14 protein-coding genes are annotated in these 19561 nt (G+C 46.8%); 9 read left to right on the top strand and 5 right to left on the bottom strand.

All coding sequences use genetic code 11. The features are described from left to right. Positions 1-66: 66 nt before the first annotated feature. Positions 67-2433 (bottom strand): PSD1 and planctomycete cytochrome C domain-containing protein, encoded by a 2367-nt coding sequence (locus tag ACU37H_RS03855; RefSeq protein WP_472703040.1) that lies wholly within the window; start codon positions 2431-2433, stop codon positions 67-69. Between the two features lie 123 nt (positions 2434-2556). On the opposite strand from ACU37H_RS03855, the gene ACU37H_RS03850 reads away from it, so the two are divergent. From ACU37H_RS03850 to ACU37H_RS03820, 7 genes are all read left to right on the top strand, one after another. Continuing rightward, entirely contained in the window at positions 2557-2850 is a 294-nt protein-coding gene (locus ACU37H_RS03850; RefSeq protein ID WP_494407586.1) for a hypothetical protein, read from the top strand. A 36-nt stretch (positions 2851-2886) separates the two neighbouring features. Next, complete coding sequence (locus tag ACU37H_RS03845; protein ID WP_472703038.1) at positions 2887-4527, top strand: DEAD/DEAH box helicase; 1641 nt, start codon at positions 2887-2889, stop codon at positions 4525-4527. Between the two features lie 411 nt (positions 4528-4938). Beyond that, the gene (locus tag ACU37H_RS03840; RefSeq protein ID WP_472703037.1) at positions 4939-6093 is read left to right on the top strand and encodes an acyl-CoA dehydrogenase family protein; all 1155 of its coding nucleotides are present in this window, start codon (positions 4939-4941) and stop codon (positions 6091-6093) included. A gap of 341 nt (positions 6094-6434) precedes the next feature. Beyond that, the gene (locus tag ACU37H_RS03835) at positions 6435-7208 is read left to right on the top strand and encodes an ABC transporter ATP-binding protein (RefSeq protein ID WP_472703036.1); all 774 of its coding nucleotides are present in this window, start codon (positions 6435-6437) and stop codon (positions 7206-7208) included. 4 nt (positions 7209-7212) lie between these two features. Next, on the top strand, positions 7213-8874 hold the full coding sequence (locus ACU37H_RS03830) for a hypothetical protein (RefSeq protein ID WP_472703035.1): 1662 nt from the start codon (positions 7213-7215) through the stop codon (positions 8872-8874). A 39-nt stretch (positions 8875-8913) separates the two neighbouring features. After that, entirely contained in the window at positions 8914-9549 is a 636-nt protein-coding gene (locus ACU37H_RS03825) for an HAD family hydrolase (RefSeq protein WP_472703034.1), read from the top strand. Positions 9550-9890: 341 nt separating this feature from the next. Then, positions 9891-11480, top strand: a complete 1590-nt coding sequence (locus ACU37H_RS03820; RefSeq protein WP_472703033.1) for a M60 family metallopeptidase — start codon at positions 9891-9893, stop codon at positions 11478-11480. Between the two features lie 47 nt (positions 11481-11527). Here the strand turns inward: ACU37H_RS03820 and ACU37H_RS03815 are convergent, their stop codons facing one another. Continuing rightward, positions 11528-13270, bottom strand: a complete 1743-nt coding sequence (locus ACU37H_RS03815) for a S41 family peptidase (protein WP_472703032.1) — start codon at positions 13268-13270, stop codon at positions 11528-11530. Between the two features lie 91 nt (positions 13271-13361). Here ACU37H_RS03815 and ACU37H_RS03810 point away from each other — a divergent pair, with 91 nt between their 5' ends. Together ACU37H_RS03810 and ACU37H_RS03805 are read left to right on the top strand one after the other, a co-directional pair. Next, on the top strand, positions 13362-14015 hold the full coding sequence (locus ACU37H_RS03810; protein ID WP_472703031.1) for a YggS family pyridoxal phosphate-dependent enzyme: 654 nt from the start codon (positions 13362-13364) through the stop codon (positions 14013-14015). A 103-nt stretch (positions 14016-14118) separates the two neighbouring features. Next, positions 14119-14409: a hypothetical protein gene (locus ACU37H_RS03805; RefSeq protein ID WP_494407585.1), complete on the top strand. Its 291-nt coding sequence runs from the start codon at positions 14119-14121 to the stop codon at positions 14407-14409. 62 nt (positions 14410-14471) lie between these two features. On the opposite strand, the gene ACU37H_RS03800 is transcribed toward ACU37H_RS03805, so the two are convergent. The 3 genes from ACU37H_RS03800 to ACU37H_RS03790 form a co-directional block, all read right to left on the bottom strand. Next, positions 14472-16127 (bottom strand): DUF4998 domain-containing protein, encoded by a 1656-nt coding sequence (locus ACU37H_RS03800; RefSeq protein WP_472703029.1) that lies wholly within the window; start codon positions 16125-16127, stop codon positions 14472-14474. Positions 16128-16150: 23 nt separating this feature from the next. Beyond that, complete coding sequence (locus ACU37H_RS03795; RefSeq protein WP_472703028.1) at positions 16151-17416, bottom strand: DUF4959 domain-containing protein; 1266 nt, start codon at positions 17414-17416, stop codon at positions 16151-16153. A gap of 180 nt (positions 17417-17596) precedes the next feature. Next, positions 17597-19555, bottom strand: coding sequence for a RagB/SusD family nutrient uptake outer membrane protein (locus ACU37H_RS03790; RefSeq protein ID WP_472703027.1), 1959 nt, complete (start codon positions 19553-19555; stop codon positions 17597-17599). Positions 19556-19561 lie beyond the last annotated feature (6 nt).

Raw genomic sequence — 19561 nt, 5'->3', positions numbered from 1 at the left:
CTCGTCATTATTGATCTTTCTTCACTTATCATTCATCATTCACTACTCACGTCACGGTATACTTCACTACACTTTTACAATCGCTTCTTCCATATTGTATATCATACTGATCACTCTCATGAGCGCGGCCGTGCCAGCGATGTCAGCCGGGTTACCCTTGTGCGGATATTCGCCCACATCAATCACTTTTTGAGCGGCATCTTTTTGTTTCCTGAACAGTGACAATTGATCTTTATAATACTTTGTCAAAACCTCAAGTTCTTTGCTTTCCGGCGCGCGGCAGATGATGCTTTTGAAAGCCGTCGTGATGGCCTGGTCAGCGTCCTTGTGTTTTTCTAACAGTTGTTCCGAAAAAACTCTCGATGCTTCAAGCACCGTAGGATCATTCATCATTACCAATGCCTGCAGCGGCGTGCTGGTGTTGGTTCGTTGCACCTCACATTGGTCCCGGTTGCTGGCATCAAAAATGATCATGGAAGGCGGAGGAACGGTGAGCTTGATGAAGGTGTAAATGCCCCTCCGATACAAATCGTCACCATTGTCCGGGCGGTAAACGGTGAGCGTTCCGCGTCCGGAAGTGGCCCCTTCCCACAGACCTTTAGGCTGGTAGGGTTTTACGCTGGGGCCGCCGATCTCTTTAACCAGCAATCCACTGCTTGCGAGCACCACATCCCTGATGTTCTCCGCCGGCAGCCTGATGCGGGAAGCCCGTGCATAATACAGGTTATCCGGATCTCTTTCCAGGTGTTCTTGTTTCACCTCAGAAGACTGCCGGTAGGTAGCAGACATGACGATTTTTTTCATCAGGCGTTTGATGTCCCAGTCATGCTCCATGAAATCCACTGCCAGCCAGTCCAGCAATTCAGGATGTGTGGGCAGATTGCCCTGCATACCGAAATCGCCGACCGATTTTACGATGCCTTTGCCAAAAATGAGTTCCCATATCTGGTTTACAAATACCCGTGCCGTGAGCGGATTCTTTTTATCAACGGTCCATTTGGCCAGGCCCAGTCTGTTTTTCGGGTATTGGGTGGTGTCATACTCCATCACGGCAGGCAAGGCGCCTGCAGTCACCACTTCTCCATGCTGATCATAAACGCCTCTTTCAAGAATATAAGTGGTGCGCGTCGTGTCTTCCAGCTCGCCCATTACCGAAACCTGTATCGTGCCGGTGTCTTTGCGATTGATGAAGGTTAACAGGTTCTTCGTGTCGTTGTCCGACAAGTATAAGATGGGCGTCTTCGCAGGCTCGCTGCCTACCAACCCTTCCAGTCCTTTCTCCTTACTGTTATTAAAAAACGCGAACATTTTATAATAATCTTTTTGAGAGATCGGGTCGTATTTATGATCGTGGCATTGGGCACATTCGACCGTCAGGCCCAATACCCCTTTGGTGTAGGTCTTTACTTTATCCAGGTTGTATTCTACCCGGTATTCTTCAGGGATAACGCCGCCCTCCTCTGTATATTTATGGTTGCGAAGAAAGGCGGTCGCTAATATCTTTTCTTTCGAAGAATCTGGTAACATATCTCCGGCAAGCTGCCAGGTAATAAACTGGTCGTAGTGCATGTTTTTATTGAATGCGTGGATCACCCAGTCCCGATACGGCCATTGTGTTCTGCGATCATCATCCTGGTAACCGTAGCTATCAGCATACCTCGATACATCAAGCCAGTGAATAGCCATTTTTTCACCATATTGGGGCGTTGCCAGCAATTGATCCACCATCTTTTCGTAGGCGGCTTCGCTTTTATCGGCTTCAAATTGTTGTTGCAATGCTACGCTTGGCAAAAGCCCCGTCAGGTCCAGCGATATCCTTTTTAGCAGTGTAGCCTTGTCCGCCTCTTCGCTCGGTTCAAAATCCTTCACCTGCATTTTGTCGGCTATGAAATAGTCGATCTCGTTTTTTGCCCAATCTTTATTGTCAATCTCAGGCAGGGGTGCTTTTTCGGGCGTAATAAAGGCCCAGTGTTTTTCATATTTGGCACCTTGCTCGATCCACTTGGTCAGCACCGCAATTTCCTGCTCGCTCAGCAGGCCAAGATGCGATTCCGGTGTGGGCATCTGGTACGCAGGATCGGTAGAAGTAATTCTTTTGATCAGTTCGGATGCTTCAGGCTTTCCCGGAACGATCGCGAAGCCGCCTTTCGTCTCCTTCAAAGGCGCTTTGGCAAATTGCTCGATATCAAGCCTCAGACCTGCTTCCTGCTTTTTTTCGTCGGGACCATGGCAGGCAAAGCATTTGTCAGACAGGATAGGTCGCACCTCATAATTGTAGCTCACCAAATCCGCTTTGGAAGCCTTCGCATTATTGTTGTTCTTACAGGCAGAAATAGTAAAAAGAGACACCGCAGCGACTAGCACAATAGCAGCCACCACGAGAAATAATCTCATCTTGCAAAAAGGACGATACATTTTGGAAATCAATTTCATTTTATAGTTGCAGATTTGAACGCCGAGAGCTACTCAGTTCAATAGGCAAAAAGCAGAGCACATCTATCTACACAATAGCACAGCAATAAATGGTAAAGATATTATATTTATTTCTTTTTTTATATGGATTATACTTTTTTCCTTATGGATTATACTACGATAGCATATGGCTTTTTGATAAAAGAATTTAAAAAAAACGGGCGTAAAGCCAACTTCTCAGGCCGAGATACAGGCGCTCCAATGGCACTGCAACAAGATAATTATTTTTTCGGACAAATCTCATTTCATCTTAACCGGTTGATTGATTTTGTTTTACAGAACAACCGTCCTCAGGCTGTTTCGTTACGCTGCCTCCGGGGCGGGGTATTCAGCACTGGGAGTGCCTGTACCGCGCGGGTTGCGGATAATAAAATTTAATGTATTCAATGTTTATGTTACCTTTGCCCTCTTTTTATGACAACATTTGAATCGTTAGGGATAGAAGAAGGCTTACTTCAATCTCTTGAAACTATAGGTTTCGTTACTCCAACTCCTATCCAGGAAAAAGCCATTCCGGTTTTATTAGAAGGTACAAAAGATTTTGTGGGACTGGCTCAAACGGGTACGGGAAAAACCGCGGCATTTGGCTTACCCTTGTTGCAGTTGATCGATAAGACCGAGCGCAGGCCTAAGGCCCTGATCATATGCCCGACCAGAGAACTTTGTCTCCAGATCACCACCGACCTCGAGAAGTTTAGCGGTAAAAGCAAAGTAAGCGTCACCGCTGTTTATGGCGGTACGTCTATCTCGCAGCAGGTGCGTGACCTCAAAAGAGGGACGCATGTAGTGGTAGCTACGCCGGGCAGGCTGATCGATCTGATTGAGCGGAAAGCCATCAATCTCGAAGATATTAATTATGTCGTGCTGGATGAAGCCGACGAAATGCTCAACATGGGCTTTAAGGATGATATCGAATTTATCCTTAAAGAAACGGTAAACCGTCACAGCATGTGGTTGTTTAGCGCGACCATGCCGCCGGAAATCCGCCAGGTGAGCAAGCGTTTTATGAATGCACCCGCAGAGATCTCTGTCGGAAAAGTGAATTCAACCAACGTCAATATTGATCACCAGTATTTCCTGACGCAACATGTGAACCGTTATGAAACACTTAAAAGGATCATTGATTTTAATCCCGGCATTTACGGGATCATATTTACCAGAACCAAGGCGGACGCGCAGAATATCACGGAACAGCTGATACGCGAAGGATACGATATTGACGCTTTGCACGGAGATCTTACCCAGGCACAACGCGACAAGGTGATGGGGCGTTTTCGCGAGAAGTCGTTGGAACTGCTCATTGCTACGGATGTAGCCGCCCGTGGTATTGACGTGCAGGGCATCACACACGTAATCAATTATGAGCTGCCGGATGATACGGAAGTGTACACCCACCGCAGTGGCCGTACCGGTCGGGCGGGTAGAAGCGGGGTATCCATTTCTATCATTACTCCAAGAGAAGTATACCGGCTCAGGCAGATCGAAAAGCTGGTTAATAATAAGTTCCATAAAATGGACATCCCCAGCGGAAAAGATGTTTGCCGCAAACAGTTTTTCCATTTTATTGACAAGATGCTGAAAGCCGATATCAGCCACGGAGAATATGAGACCTACCTGCCTGTGTTGAAAGAGAAATTTGAGGGCGTTGAAAAAGAAGAGATCCTGCAGCGTGTGGCAGCCCTGGAATTTGACAGGTTCCTGAAGTATTATGAAAATGCGGCTGATCTGAATCAGCGTAACGACAGGGAGCCCAAAGGTACACGTGAAAGACAGGGCGGTAAGAATTTTGCAAGAAGCGGCAACTACCAGCGCCTGTTCGTGAACTTAGGAACGAAAGACGGTTTTTATAAAGCCAGTTTCCTCCAGTTCATTCTCGATATGAGTGGTCTGAATAAAGAAGTGCTCGGCAACATTGACATGAAGGAAATGAATAGCTGGGTAGAGATCGATCCTGCAGCAGGTAAAAAAATGATCCGTGCCCTCGATGGTAAAAACTACAGGGGCAGAAAGATCAGGATGAACGACGCCGCTACCGGCGGTGGCCGTCGCAGGTAATCAGGCCTATCGGATGATATTTGAAAGCCGGAGCAATTTTGTTCCGGCTTTTTTTATGGTCAGACCGGGACGGTCAGACCATAAAAACCCTTTTGCCTGACGGTCTCCGTCTGACAAAAACTAACGTTGTTTAGCTGTTCAGATTAAACATTTATTTTATCTTGAACTTGCATGGTGTCGACTGTTCGCTCTGACGAAATGCGAAACTGTTTAACTGTTTTGTTTCCTGGTCAGACCAGGACGGTCAGACCATCACAATTCTTTATCTGACGGCCTCCGTCTGACAAAGAATTGTACTCCGCTTCGCCCAGGCTAACATCCACTTTCTTTGAACTTGCACCGCATCAACTTTTCGCTGCTGTGAGAGGCCAAGCTGTTTTATATATTATATTTATACAAATTTCTGGCTGTATGAACTTTGAATTAACCGAAGAACAACTGATGATCCGGCAGGCCGCCCGCGACTTTGCTCAGCGTCAATGCCTGCCTGGCGTCATCGAGCGCGATGAGCAGCAACAATTCCCAAAGGATCAAATAGCTCAACTGGCTGACCTGGGCTTTTTGGGCATGATGGTTCCGGAAAAATACGGTGGCGCGGGCATGGATACGATCAGCTATGTATTGGCAATGGAAGAAATTTCGAAAGTCGATGCGAGTGTAAGCGTATGCATGAGTGTCAATAACAGCCTCGTGTGTTACGGATTAGAAGCGTTTGGAACGGAGGAACAAAAACAACAATATCTTGTGCCATTGGCCAGGGGTAAGAAGGAGGGGGAGTTGTACATCGGCGCTTTTATGCTTAGTGAGCCGGAAGCTGGTAGCGACGCCACTTCGCAGCGAACCACAGCAGAAGACAAAGGAGATCATTACCTGTTAAATGGTACCAAGAACTGGATCACAAACGGAGGCACAGCGTCGGTATATCTGGTGATGGCACAAACAGACCCGGCAAAAGGCGCAAAAGGGATCAACACCCTGATCGTGGAAAAAGACTGGCCGGGCGTTACCGTAGCTGCCAAAGAAAATAAATTAGGCATACGCGGCAGCGACACGCATACCGTCATGTTCAACGACGTCAAAGTGCCAAAGGAAAACCGCATCGGCGATGATGGCTTCGGGTTTACATTTGCCATGAAGACTTTGGCCGGAGGGCGCATCGGCATTGCATCCCAGGCTTTGGGCATTGCCGCCGGCGCCTATGAGCTGGCTAAGGCCTATGCTAAAACACGTAAAGCTTTTGGTACAGAAATTATGAATCACCAGGCCATTGCTTTCAAGCTGGCGGATATGCACATGAAGATAGAAGCGGCAAGGTTATTATGTCTGAAAGCCGCGTGGGAGAAAGATCAGCACAAAGACTATACGATCAGTTCGTCTGTGGCCAAGTTGTTTTCTTCTGAAACAGCTATGTGGACTGCGATTGAAGCCGTTCAGGTTCATGGCGGCTATGGCTATGTAAAAGAATATCATGTAGAGCGTCTGATGCGCGATGCTAAAATAACCCAGATCTACGAAGGCACGAGCGAAGTACAGCGCATCGTGATCAGCAGAGGCATACTGAAGTAACCGGCTGCTTTTAAACGAGGTCGCCGGGAGGCGATAATATTATGATGGGCTGCATCGGACCGGATGCATATAGGATTTATTGTGCCTTTGTCGAATGCGTACACAGCCGCAACGGATGAATACAGTTCGGGTGCGCAATTAAGATGCTTTATATTTACGTTTGATTTTTTGGAAACAAGTGGATGATCCGTTATTGGGAAATGGCTCAAATCCCGACGAGATCTTTTTTGCGTTCTTCAAAGGATATTGTCAGGCAGTGACCTGATGTTGAAAAAATATTTGCGTTCTTTGCGTAAATTTTTTCCTTCATAAAGAAGGGGGAATCATTAAAAACAACGAATATGAGTGTGATCGAAACGACACTGCTTAAAAAACAATACGGTGGCAATTATGTTTTGAAAGGCATCGATCTGCAGGTGGATGCAGGCATGATCCTCGGCTATATCGGACCCAACGGCGCAGGAAAAAGTACCACCATAAAAATTATCACCGGTATTATCGATGAGTTCGATGGCGAAGTGACAGTGATGGGCATGGACGTAAGAAAGGAACCGGTGGAGGTTAAAAGACGTATCGGTTACATACCCGAGCAGGCTGCACTGTATGACGCACTGACGCCTGTTGAATACCTGAAGTTTGTCGGAAAATTATATGGCCTGACGGATGAAGTTATCGCTAACAAAGGGTGGGAGCTGCTCAAACTTTTTGATCTCGCCGATAAAGCCGAAATGCGCATGAACACTTACAGTAAAGGCATGCGCCAGAAAATATTACTGATCAGCGGCCTGATACACAACCCAGACATCGTGTTCCTGGATGAGCCTTTGAGCGGGTTAGACGCGAATGCGGTGATCCTGGTGAAAGAAATATTGCAACAGCTAAAACAATCCGGCAAGACGATATTCTATTCCTCTCACATTATGGATGTAGTTGAAAAGATCAGCGACCGCATCATCCTGATCGACAAAGGCCAGATCATCGCAGACGGAACGATAGAGTCGTTAAGAACGCGGGCGCAGCAGGGATCTTTGGAAAATATTTTTAAATCACTCACCGCCCTTGATAGCGAAACGACGAACACCGCCAGGGAAATCATCGAAGTATTAAATAGCTGACTTTATGGATTCTTTTTTTCTCAGAGTGTTTTTTGGTCTCATCAGGCTTTTCCCGTTGCCCGGTGTGAATCTCGACCAGGTCTACAGGATCGCCTCGACCAAAATATTAATGGACCGGAGGCGGACGCCTGCTACCTGGAAACGATCGCAACAGAAAGAGACCAGCAATGGCATGTTGATGGCCATGTTCTTTTATGCGCTGATGGGCTTGTTTGTCGGCTTGATGGTAATGGGCCTGCCATCTATCACACTCGCGATGATCATTACCCATGGGTATCTTTTGTTCATGCTGATCATGACGCTGATCACTGATTTCAGCAATGTACTGCTCGATAGCTCCGACTCCCAGATCATCCTTCCGAAACCCGTGACCAGCCGTACTTTGCTGGTGGCGCGCACCCTCCATATCGGGGTGTATCTCGGACAGTTGATAGTATCCATTATGATCTTTCCGATCATTTTTACCTTTATCACCTATGGAGCAACCGTAGGAGTGGGTATCCTGCTCACTACACTGCTTACCGCCGCGATCGGTATATTCCTGACCTATATTTTGTACGGATTGGTGTTGCGCTATACGAGCGAGCAAAAGATAAAAGATATCATCGGGTATTTCCAGATATTCATGACGATCTTCTTTGCTGTGGGCTACCAGATCATTCCCCGGTTGATCAATCTGAACGAACTGGACCAGAGTTTTGATTTGAGCTGGTATTCCTATCTGCTGCCCCCGGTTTGGATGGCCGGATTGCTGGAGGCCTTGCAGACAGGGACTTTCGACGCTGCTCATATCGGGCTGATTGCCTGCGCCGTATTGGTGCCGCTGCTTTCCGGGTTTCTGATAGTCAGGTACCTGGCTCCGTATTTTTCAAGATTTATGTCGGCTCCTGCAGAAGGGGGTTCCCTGAGCAAAGCCACCGCTAATAAGCCGGTCAGTAGTTCTTTCGGTGAAAGGCTTTCAGGCCGGGTCTGCCGTTCGAACCTGGAGCAGGCTTCCTTTGCGCAGGTCTGGAAGATCACGGGCAGGGACAAAAATTTCAAGATACAATTCTATCCCGGCCTGGCTTACATTCCCGTTTTTATCTTCGTTATCTTCTTCAGGAATTTTGAAAACATCCGCGAAACGTTGAGCAATCTGCCTGACGGCAATATGTTCCTTTGGCTCTTATACCTGGCCATGTTCTCCGTGACGTTGAGCCTGACGCTGGTGAGCTATTATGAACAATACACAGCGTCGTGGGTGTACCAAAGCGCTCCGATTGAGCAGCCGGGCGCTTTGATCCATGGGGCGATCAAGGCATTGTTGTTTAAATTCTTTGCGCCGGTCTATGCAGTGATGAGTGCTGTCACCCTTGGAGTGTGGGGCGTCGACACCCTCGATGATATTATCCTGGCCGGCTGCAACAGCGTGTTATTGTTTTACATCAGTGCTTTGTTATCGACTCACTATCTCCCTTTTTCGCAACAACCCAACACTAAGGAGCAAGGCGGGCGATTTCTCGCCGTGATCGTGAGAATGCTGCTTATCGGGATGTTGGTCGGATTGCATTGGCTGGCCCTGAGAGCGACCTGGGTAGTCTGGGCTTTAATACCGGTCGCCTGCGCGGGAAGCTGGTGGGCCGCGACGCGGGTGAAAAATATTCCGTGGAGAAAGATTGTACTTTAGTCAGTTCATTGTTTTAATTGCCTCGTTTACATTTGCGACATGCGTTATAAAGCTTTCCTGTTTGACCTGAACGGTACGATGATCGATGATATGAATTATCATATCAAAGCCTGGTACCGTATATTGAACGACCTCGGTGCAGGCATCTCTCTTGAGCGCACCAAAGAAGAGTGTTATGGTAAAAACCATGAATTACTGGAGCGTGTATTCCCGGGCAGATTTTCTGCCGAGGAGAAAAATGAAATGAGTGTAGAGAAGGAAAAGCAATACCAGCAAGAATTTGCGCCGCATCTTCGTTTGATCGATGGGTTACCGGAGATGTTGGATGTCTATCACCAACAGGGCGTAAAAATGGCTATCGGCTCTGCTGCGATCATGTTCAATATTGACTTTGTTTTAGATGGACTGAACATCCGCCCTTACTTTGACGCCGTAGTAAGCGCCGATGATGTAGCGCATAGTAAACCAGATCCTGAAACATTCCTGAAATGCGCGGAAGGGCTCGGGGTGCCGGCCTCAGCATGCCTGGTGTTTGAAGATGCACCCAAAGGCGTAGACGCGGCGCTGGCAGCCGGGATGGACTGCGCAGTATTGACAACCATGCACACCTGCGAAGAATTTCATCAGCCTAACATCATTTCTTTTCAGAAAAATTATATCAATTTCTCGTTGTAAAAACAGATGACACTTTCACTGTTCTGATGTATAGAAGCCGCTTTATCCGATAGTGTACCGCAATTCAAATCAGTCCAACCCCTAATCCTCACCAGCCTACGCACGAGGCTGGTAGCCGTGCTCATTAATTTTGGTCAAACGATTGCACAGCTTTTAGGTCGGCAGAAGCCTTATCTTCAAACCTGAATGAGCGAATGCTCACCTCTTTCAACCAAGATAAAATATACAACCGGAATGAAACGCCCCTGTTATTTTTTAAACAGGGGAAGGTTATAGATGATGTTCCCAGTCCGAGCCGAAACGGCGGGCATCTGATCTAATCAAAAAAATAAAACATACAGATGAAAAGAAAATGGATCTTTCTGTCGCTGGCAGTCCTTGCCTCCCTGTTATCCCGCGCGCAATCGGCGTCTGAATTAAGAGATGTTTACCAGGACCTGTCGGTCTTTGAAACGCCCATGGCAGTGTCGTTGAAGAAAAACATTAAAAAGTCCGATATCAGCAAGATTCAGAATGATCAGTTGCGAAATACGGCTTTGGCATTGCTGAACAAAAGTTACGACACAAAATACCGGCTTGCCGATTATAAGGCCTGGCTGGAGCCTACAACGTTGGGGCAGCAGTTAATGATCGGTGACGGCTATAGTAAGTATGAAGGCATTACGGGTATTTATCTGCCCGTGGGCAAACATATTGTTTTAGTCGATGGGATCGCAGAGGGAAGCGAAGTGGGCTTGCTGGTGCCCAATTGGAACAGGCGAGCACCGGAAGGGATCAAACCTACCGAAGACCCGGCGGGCTGGGGCATCCATAAGCAAAGATTTGCGTTGAGAAACGGCGTTAATATTATCAACGTTCAAAAAGCAGATGGACTGGCCTATGTTGATTTTTATTCGGACGAACCCGAAAAAGAAAAACCAGTCCAGGTGCATTTTGTAAACGCCCGGGTGAATGGTTATTTCGATGTCGCTAAAAATAATAATGAAGACTGGAATCAACTTATTGACCATGCTGTTTACCCGGTCATTGATGCGAAAGGGAGACATATCCAGATCGCCTACCCGGCAGAAGCCTGCAAAAAATATGCGTATGGGAAAGGCGTGGAACTGATTGCTAATTACGATTCATTGGTGTATCGTCAACACCGGATCCTCGGATTGATCAAGTATGATAAAGTTCCGCAGAATCACATCCTGGCGCGGGTGAACTATAATTACTACATGTTCAGAGACGGTGATGGCGTGGCTTACATGGGAACCAATCCCGGTAATGCAATGCCATTGGTGGTGGATCCGGCTCGCGTGATCAAGGGCGATCCCTGCTGGGGTTTCAGCCATGAAGTAGGACACGTGCATCAGTTGCGACCCTACCTGAACTGGGGCGGTTTGGGAGAGGTAAGTAATAACATATTTTCTCTGTATGGTACCACATCCTTTGGAAATAAAAGTCGTATCAGTGAACAGGGCAACTATCAGAAAGCCCGCGATAGCATCATTGCAAGGAAGATCTGTTACCTGCGGGATAAAGACGTCTTCAACCGATTGATTCCCTTCTGGCAATTGCAATTATACTTCATCGGTCCCGGCAATAATCCTGATTTTTATCCTGATCTGTTTGAGGCGTTTAGAAAACAGGGAAATGCGCAAAGCGCTAACCAGCGCGGACGCAGGGGCGGCGGCTGGGGTGACCGAGGTAATAATCCCGCGGTCTATCAATTGAATTTTGCTAAGACCGCATGCGAGGTAAGCAAGACAGACCTTACCGAATTCTTCGAGAAGTATGGCTTCTTCTGGGTCGGACAATTTGATTATAATGACTACGGAAATTACAAGTATGAACTGACGCAGGAAATGGCGGATCAATGTAAAGCTGAAATAAAAGCGATGAACCTGCCAAAGCCGAAAGTAGATTTAACGACGCTGGAAGATTAAATGTCAGCACAAAATATTTATGTAAGCCTGGTATAATGATGCCAGGCTTATTTTTTGATGATAGCGATTGCCTGTTCCAATAGCTCGTCTTTGCCGTTTTTAATGCCATCGATCGTTCGCTTTACTTCAATATCCGGGATGATACCGACGCGTTGTGTTTCCGTTCCGTCCGGATAATGCACGCCGATACCGCTAAACGCGGTGCGGATATTTCCCGGTAGATAGAAGTTAGATACATTCCCATCGGCTCCTGCAGTTGTACTGCCAATAACGGTAGCGTTGGGCGCCTTTCTGAAGGCCATCGTGTGAAACTCGCCAGAGCTCTGTGTTTGCTCATTGATAAGGATCACCACCTTGCCTTTAAAATAGGTCGGATTCCTTTTTCCGGCATATATGGATGAGCTGCTGGTAAACACGCCGGGATAGTTGAGACTGCCAATGGGAAATTTGGCAAAAGGTGTTCGCCGTGGTAAAAGTTTTGCAGCTAACGGGTAAATGATGAATTCGCCGGGATACTGACGGTTATCAATGATCAGCCCTTTAGCCTGTTCCAGCTGGTTGAAAACGCTGTCGAGCTGGGACTTCTTTATTTTACCAAGATTGATATATCCAATACCTTCCTGAACAAAAAAGAAGGAGCTGTCTTTTTGATGAGAAAACTCAGGGATGAACAGATGCATAATGTCTTTTGGCTGATCAACTCTGAAAAGTTGGGTCTCCAGTTTTTTTCCGTCGCGCATCAACGAAACAGCAGACACTTCCTCCTGACCGCGTAGCAGCATTCTTGATAGATCTCTTAATTGCGTTGGGTAATTAGATGCCGGCAGATCCGGCTTTTTTTCTTCGATGATTTGAGCAACCGTTTTACCTTCTATCGACTCGATGATATCCCCGACTTGAATGTTACTTCGTTTTGCTAATTCCTGATTCCATACTTTATTGACAATGGCCCGGTTGCCCACAAAGGTACAGGTGACCGGCGGAATATATTTACCGGTCAGGGAATCTCTGATCGGATTTTTACCCCAGATATTAGCATGAGTGTCATGTATCCTTGCAATCATCCTCCTGCAGGTAACGGTATAATCGGTCGCGTTTTTACAATTGATCATTGCCGGGATGAACGCTGTCAACACTTTATTCCAATCTTCACCGATTAGGTGTTTATCAGGAAACCAATACTCGATAATGTTCCAATAGCGAAAGAGCGAAAGTAGCCGGTACCCCGCATCGGGATAGGTGAACTGTGGATAGCTGTGCTCATTTTTAATAACCGGGTTGCCTACACCAGGAACCTGGGCCATATAATATCCTTCACCCTGGTGGCGGTTGTCCTTTATATAGATCAGTTCGCGCGACAGCGCATCTCCCAGTGACTGTGTGTTCTCTATCCAACGAAGATCCGGCTGATACAGCGCGGCTTTCAGCTCTTTGTCCGAACAGTTGCGACAGACCGGTGGCTTACCTATTTTGTCGAGAAGGCCCAACAGCAACTGATTCCTTTGCTCCGTATCCTGGCTTTTCAAATAAGCAGGAAGGATCCTGAACAATTCATAGTCCCAGTTGAATTGGCCGCCGGCTACGGCGGGATGATAATATTTCAGAAACCCCCACACTTTTCCCAAAAGCGCAAGGTCATCAATTCGCCCCGACGACAACGATGGGATATCAATACCGGATCCGCCGGCAAAGGCAGTAGTGTCTGCTGTAGCGGCAGGCTTCGGTTTGCCGGATTGGGAGCAGGCTAGCAATGGAGCGGAGATCAATAGGATCAACAAATAATTTTTCATAACCTGGTTAGTTGTAATTCAAAAGTGGCATTAAGTTATAAAGTCTGCTGTATTTAAAATGTTAATTATTTTTGAAGCTTATATTTTGATTATGAGTGTACAGATGAATAACTATAAAGCGATCATTTCGGAATTGGCGTCGCAACATGTCACCCTCGTTGCCGTATCCAAGATAAAGCCCGCTTCCGATATCAAAGCATTGTATGACCTCGGACAGCGCGACTTCGGTGAAAACTATGTGCAGGAGCTTGTAGAAAAACAAGCGCAACTTCCGGATGATATCCGCTGGCATTTTATCGGGCACTTGCAAAGTAATAAGGTCAAATACATCGCGCCTTTTGTCCACCTGATTCATGGCGTAGACAGCTTTAATTTGTTGAAGGAGATCAACAAGCAGGCTATAAAAAGCAACCGGATCATCGATTGTTTACTGCAGGTGCATATTGCGCAGGAAGCTACCAAATTCGGGTTCGATGAACAGGAGCTGTTCGATATCCTTCCTAAGATACAAGATTTAAAACATGTACGGATAAAAGGTCTAATGGGAATGGCCAGCTTTAGTGATGATGAAACGCAGGTGCGCAGCGAGTTTGCGAGGTTGAAACAACTTTACGATACATCTAAAATCCAAAATCCTACATCAGAAATCCTCTCCATGGGCATGAGCGGTGATTATAAGATGGCAATAGAGGAAGGCAGCAATATGGTGCGCATCGGCAGCTTGTTGTTTGGCGCACGGATCTGACTTTAACGTTGCTTTAAGACACCCTTCGGTAACCAGATACCTCATGTTGTAAATCTAATGTCATATGAGGTATCTTTTCTTGTCCTGTTTTATGTGTTTGTCTATGGCTGGTTTCAGCCAGCAAGCGGACACCACTACAAAGTACTGCGAAATAGAAATAGTGAGTTCTGTATTCCGAAAGGGATGTGTCATTGTTCTTGAAAACGATGAAGGTTGTTCCGTTGTCAAAGACGCAGACGGCAAGGATAAAAGATTTAAAACAAAAGTAGCGGCCCTGAACTATATGGCCGGCCTGGGCTGGGAGCTGGTTACTACCTATAGCTACGGAGAGAATCGCATTACGGGTGACTCATTTTATGTTTTTAAGAAAAGTAGCGCTGGTCAGTCGAAATAGGGCAAAAAAAATCACCCGGCCTTTGTTATAAAGACCGGGTGATGGATTCAGTTGTTTATTTTTTAATTTTTAGTAAACCGGAAGTTGGCAAAGTAATAGGTGATCTCCTGGGGCGGACTGAAAGTCCCTGAAGGCTCACCACCAATATTCATCACCACAACACGGTTGTGCTTACCTACGGCCTGGGAGAGATCAATACTCATATCCACCCAGGTTTGCAGATTATCATCTGTCAGAGTGAACCGGTCTTTTCCCCAATCCCAATACTGCTGGCCGAAAGTGCTTTCACCGGTATAGGACCACATAAAGTTCATGATGCGAGGCCAAAGTTTCTGATAAACGGCGTAAGTTCCGCTAACGGCAGCTTTAGGCGGGCCGTATATTTTAAACTTCAGGAATTTATAGTTGGCTACATCAAATTCATACTCCTTCGGCAGGCTCAATACAAACGAACTGTTCTTTGTTTTCAAGGTTGCCTTGATAACATTTTGTAAGTCGGTGCCTGCAGGGTAGGTGGTGGCAGGGGCTTGTAAATCCATCTCCCAATCTCTGGTTTGCACCCGGCCGTCCAGTAAAAACCTGAAATCAACCATCGCTTCAGCGGGCTTGCCTACTATTTCCACCAAACCTTTTTCAACATAAGGCGCTAACAGGTTGTCGATGCCCATAGAATTGGATAGGTATTTTACTTTTTGCAACGTACCCGCCTCCAGCAGATCGATGAGGTATTGCGCGTTAGCTGTTGACATATCGCCTACTCTTCTGGCGAAAGGTACGATGGCTCCTCCGCCGATAACGTCAGTCACATTGGCGGTGTACGTGTTGGTAGTCATTTCAAACATAGTGCCGCCGGTCAGGTCTATCTCTTTAAGATTCGAAAAATAGAAAAGGTCCTGTAAGGTCCTGGTGTGAACCGGGAATGTCAGCTTCTCTACCTGCGACACGGCATCCGCGGTAAATTGTGTGATATTATTGGCTTGCAATGCGGTCAGCTCGGCGGGAGTAAAGGCGGTTGAGCCGGTAGGCACATTGATATTGACCGTTTGCGAAAGTCTCAAGGTGTCAATGATGGGGACGCCATTTATTTTAGGAATGATCTTGTATTCGATAGCCATATCCAGGCGGCTACCAGACTGCAGAGGGTTGGCGAAGATCCTGGGGTTGGCTGCTCTTTCTCCTTCCCGGCGTACACCGTTCTTATCGGTATAGGCGAATTCCAATCCATAATAATCGAGCAGGATAGAAGACAACCCGTTTGGCCAGCTCAGGACCGCAGAAGCAGGAGAAGTGAGTATTTGCGGCTGCTGTATGACTAACGTAGAAAAGTCGCTTTCTGTGTAAGGTATCAATGCTATTTCCTGGGGCACTGACTTGTTGCCCTGATCATCAATAGTAGACACTTTGAAACGATACAGCTTGGATAGCTTCAAGTCGGTGATATTGATCCAGGATACCAGCGAATCTATTATCAATTCTTTGTTATCATATTCTATCACTGTCTTGACGGCTTTACCCAGTCTGATATCTTTTGAGGGGAGGCGACCGGCTTTCATCAGATCGAGCTCTACACGCTCATAACCTATGCGGCCGATGATGGTATCGTATCGCCCGGGGTAAACGATTTCTCCTGTATACTGCTCAATGTTGTCATACATTTTACTGCAGGATAAAATAAACCCTACCAATGCAAATAGCAGTAAGAATTTTCTTTTGTACATAATAACGAGTTTATAATGTTTTATTATTGAGCCTTGCGACCGAATAAAGTGATTTCAGAAAGACAGTTGGCATCGTCTAACGTGTAGTTTCCGTTGAAGCTTTTCAGCGCCTCATATCTGAACCAGCGTGTGCGTTTGGTATAAGCCGGGTTGTCGGGGTACATGTAGGCCAGATCGCCCGCCTCTCCCAGTTTGACAAATTCCAGCTCGGTAAGCCCGGTAGGGACGGGTATCTGGTGTTGTGTTACCAATTCCCATGCGGCAGTCGCATCATCCCAGATATAAACATTGTATAGGCCTACGTTTTCATTGCGATAGTATTGACCGCGTTGCACGTTGGCTAAACCGCCCGAGTGACGTTGTGTAGTAATGATACGGCTGATCTCGTAATAGTCGCCCAGATCAATAATGAAATTCCAGGGCATGTTTCCATTAGCAGCGAGACCTGTACGGCCGCGACTGGCTGTGTGCATGAAATTCAGGTTGTCACCGCGGTCGATAACACCATCGATCACTTTTGCATTTCTTCCTTCCAATCCATTGCCAAATACCATTGGTACGCCACCGATCGAATCGTTAGGGTTAGGCAGTACCCAGCCTTGCTTGGGTATCTCAATGTCTTCAAGCAAAGTGAGCTCGCCTTTGTCAATGCTCTCAGTAATATTGCCATACTTATCTTCTACGCGCACTTTTACATTTACTTTCCCGTTGGTTCCGAGCCTGAGGTTGCTGACGAATCTCCGGTCAGAGGGGCGGTTAGAGGAAAAAACCGTAGTGAGATTGCGGTTTTCACCATTTTGGTTGAACTGATAATCTACATAAACATTCACGTTCTGCTCAAGTTCGTTTGCCCAGTCTAAAAAGAAAGAACTGAATCCTGCCTTTGCTGTGATGGTTTCGGCCACGCGTTTGTACGCAGGCTCCAGTGGCGTTACTTTTACGTCAAGGGGCTCAGATTCATTACCGGCGCGGTCTACCGCAAACAGCTGAACAGTGTACTCGTCTGTGCTGGCAAAACCATATACGTCGAGGGAGTCGATAAAGTAAGAGGCCAGGAACTCAAACGATTTACTGTTACTGTTGGTGTACACGGCTTTGACGCCCAGCAGGTCTTTGTCCGCGGGAATGGTGTAAAAAAATCTTGCTCCACCATACAAGGGTTTGTATTCTCTTAACGTGATCTTGCCGGGTGGCGTGCTATCGCCTTTTTCCGACTCAAACCGTTCTGTCTTTTTGCATGCATGTAAGAACAGCAAGCATAGCGGCAGTATGAATATGTTACTTTTCATTATAAATTTTTTATTGATTCTGTTCGATCCGGTATCTGCCGGAAAGTACCCGGATGATTGCATGCTATATTGTTGATCGTTCATAGAATATAATCACCCGGTTGTATGTTTATTTTTATTCGAAACGACCGTTCCGGACGTGTTCATTTCGGGAGGGTTACATGACGCTTGCTTGTCATCTTACCAACCCGGGTTCTGGATCAGGTTGCCATTCGTATTCATTTCATTCAGGTCGATCGGCGTTAAGCAATCTGTGATCGTGAATTTGCGTTGTTGCTTGATCGATAAAACGAAGAAGTCGGCTGCAGTGGTACCCGCATGGTTCCATCCCCAGATAGGTGACGAGAATTCTGTTACCGCTCTTTTATGGCGTAACATATCCCAGAAATGCTGTCCTTCAAATGCAAACTCTACTGACCTTTCCTGCAAAATGATGTCTCTTAATCCTTCTTTTGTAAGATGCTTGTTAGGCGTTTTAGCCAGCGAAGGATCGCTCCACACTACTTGCAGGTCGGGAATGCCGGCACGTCTGCGCACTCTGTTAATGGTTTCGTACACTTCGCCGGAAGGACCTGAATATTCGTTCATTGCCTCTGCTTTCATCAGGTATAAATCGGCCATGCGAATGAGGGGATAAGGATACTTGATCACCCTTTGCCATGCGTTCGATTGAGATTCAGGATGCACCAGCTTTTGTACGCCAATCCCTGTTGCCAGGAAGTCGGTGGTGTGCTGGGAAGAGTTGAAACCGCCATCCCGGTTCGCAAACATGATCGTGTTGATCCTTACCGTGTGCGCACGCCAGTATCCGCCTGTGATGCCGAGGTTGGCGTAGAAGCGGGGTTCCCTGTCCAGGTATAACTTAACGGTTTGCACGCCCGGCTGCATGATGCCAAACAACGGTGTGTAAGCAGGATCATTTTGTCCCGGAGTGGTTACCAGTTCGCTTTTTCTGTTCACATCAAAGGTCAGATCTTCTGTAATCGGAAGCCCGTTCTTGGTGTAGTACCGTTCGGCCATCTGGTATGTCGCGGCCATCCATTGCCAGGAATAAGCCGGTGTGTTCACGACGCCATCGCCATAACCTGGTGGGAGCCTGATGTTTGAGCCATGTGCTAATTCTCCCTGGTTGTAATAATCCAGGTTGGAATAACCCCACACCACTTCTTTGTTCCAGGGATCGCAGATAAGCATGCGCAGGTCATACAGCTTTTTCATATGTTCAGGGTTCTTTTCAAAAGCCTCCCTGTCGTAGATGTAAGGTTCTCTTTCGTAAGTATACAGGCCATGACCATTGGCTTCGGCGGCGCTGATCGCTTCGTTGATGGCGTCGATAGCGGCTTTCCATTTTTGTTTGTCGTATTGAATAGGGAAAAATGGCTGACCATCATGATCCATAAAGTCGCCAAAATATTCCTGGTTGCCATTGAAGAAGGGGCTGGCTCTGAAGAATAATACCCTTGCTTTAATAGCAGTAGCTACCACGCGGTCTATTTGTCCCAGCTCTGTGATATCCGCTTTTTCTTTCAGGTCTGGAATGGATTCGTTCATTAAGTTGATCACATAACTGAAACAGTCTTCCACTTTAGAACGCGGGATGAAAAGCTCCTCCTTCTCTGACTCGGGTGAGGCGGCTACCGTAGGGATCACGATAGGGCCATACCGCTGGATCAGCAGGAACATGTAATAGGCTTTGAGCACTTTCACCTGGGCTTTCCAGTCTTTCAGTTCGGTATCGGTCATATCTCTCACCTGGTCGATATTGGCTAAAAAGACATCGGCTTGTCTGATGGCTTCATAGAGCTTCTTACCGCCCTGCGTACCGGACCAAAGTCCCAATTGAGGGTCTGACGCGGTTTGCAGGCCACGCATGATACGCATCGCCCTGAGGTCGCCGGTGTTATTGTTCAGGTCAAGCCGGCCTACCCATTCGTCACCCAGTGTCCAGGTAGTGAGATGCACTTTATCATCCTGCGGCATATAGCTATACACTTTAGCCAAAGCGTCCCAGGCATTTTCCCTGATATTAAAGATGTTTTCGAGTTTCAGCGTGTTGTCGGGCACGATATCCAGGTATTTCTTACAGGATATGGCAAACATCGAAACAACTAACGCTATAATTAAAATCGTACGGTTCATTGTAAA

The sequence above is a fragment of the Niabella sp. ZPM-14 genome (assembly GCF_055693045.2).
Note: the sequence above shows the minus strand (reverse complement) of the source record. Positions and strands in the feature narration are given on the sequence as shown.

Bases quoted from the DNA above. Each gene is read 5' to 3' on its own strand.
- ACU37H_RS03820 (WP_472703033.1), top strand. From the start codon at position 9,891: ATGAAAAGAAAATGGATCTTTCTGTCGCTGGCAGTCCTTGCCTCCCTG.
- ACU37H_RS03790 (WP_472703027.1), bottom strand. From the start codon at position 19,555: ATGAACCGTACGATTTTAATTATAGCGTTAGTTGTTTCGATGTTTGCC.
- ACU37H_RS03815 (WP_472703032.1), bottom strand. From the start codon at position 13,270: ATGAAAAATTATTTGTTGATCCTATTGATCTCCGCTCCATTGCTAGCC.
- ACU37H_RS03825 (WP_472703034.1), top strand. From the start codon at position 8,914: ATGCGTTATAAAGCTTTCCTGTTTGACCTGAACGGTACGATGATCGAT.
- ACU37H_RS03805 (WP_494407585.1), top strand. From the start codon at position 14,119: ATGGCTGGTTTCAGCCAGCAAGCGGACACCACTACAAAGTACTGCGAA.
- ACU37H_RS03830 (WP_472703035.1), top strand. From the start codon at position 7,213: ATGGATTCTTTTTTTCTCAGAGTGTTTTTTGGTCTCATCAGGCTTTTC.
- ACU37H_RS03840 (WP_472703037.1), top strand. From the start codon at position 4,939: ATGAACTTTGAATTAACCGAAGAACAACTGATGATCCGGCAGGCCGCC.
- ACU37H_RS03845 (WP_472703038.1), top strand. From the start codon at position 2,887: ATGACAACATTTGAATCGTTAGGGATAGAAGAAGGCTTACTTCAATCT.
- ACU37H_RS03800 (WP_472703029.1), bottom strand. From the start codon at position 16,127: ATGTACAAAAGAAAATTCTTACTGCTATTTGCATTGGTAGGGTTTATT.
- ACU37H_RS03810 (WP_472703031.1), top strand. From the start codon at position 13,362: ATGAGTGTACAGATGAATAACTATAAAGCGATCATTTCGGAATTGGCG.
- ACU37H_RS03795 (WP_472703028.1), bottom strand. From the start codon at position 17,416: ATGAAAAGTAACATATTCATACTGCCGCTATGCTTGCTGTTCTTACAT.
- ACU37H_RS03835 (WP_472703036.1), top strand. From the start codon at position 6,435: ATGAGTGTGATCGAAACGACACTGCTTAAAAAACAATACGGTGGCAAT.
- ACU37H_RS03850 (WP_494407586.1), top strand. From the start codon at position 2,557: ATGGATTATACTTTTTTCCTTATGGATTATACTACGATAGCATATGGC.
- ACU37H_RS03855 (WP_472703040.1), bottom strand. From the start codon at position 2,433: ATGAAATTGATTTCCAAAATGTATCGTCCTTTTTGCAAGATGAGATTA.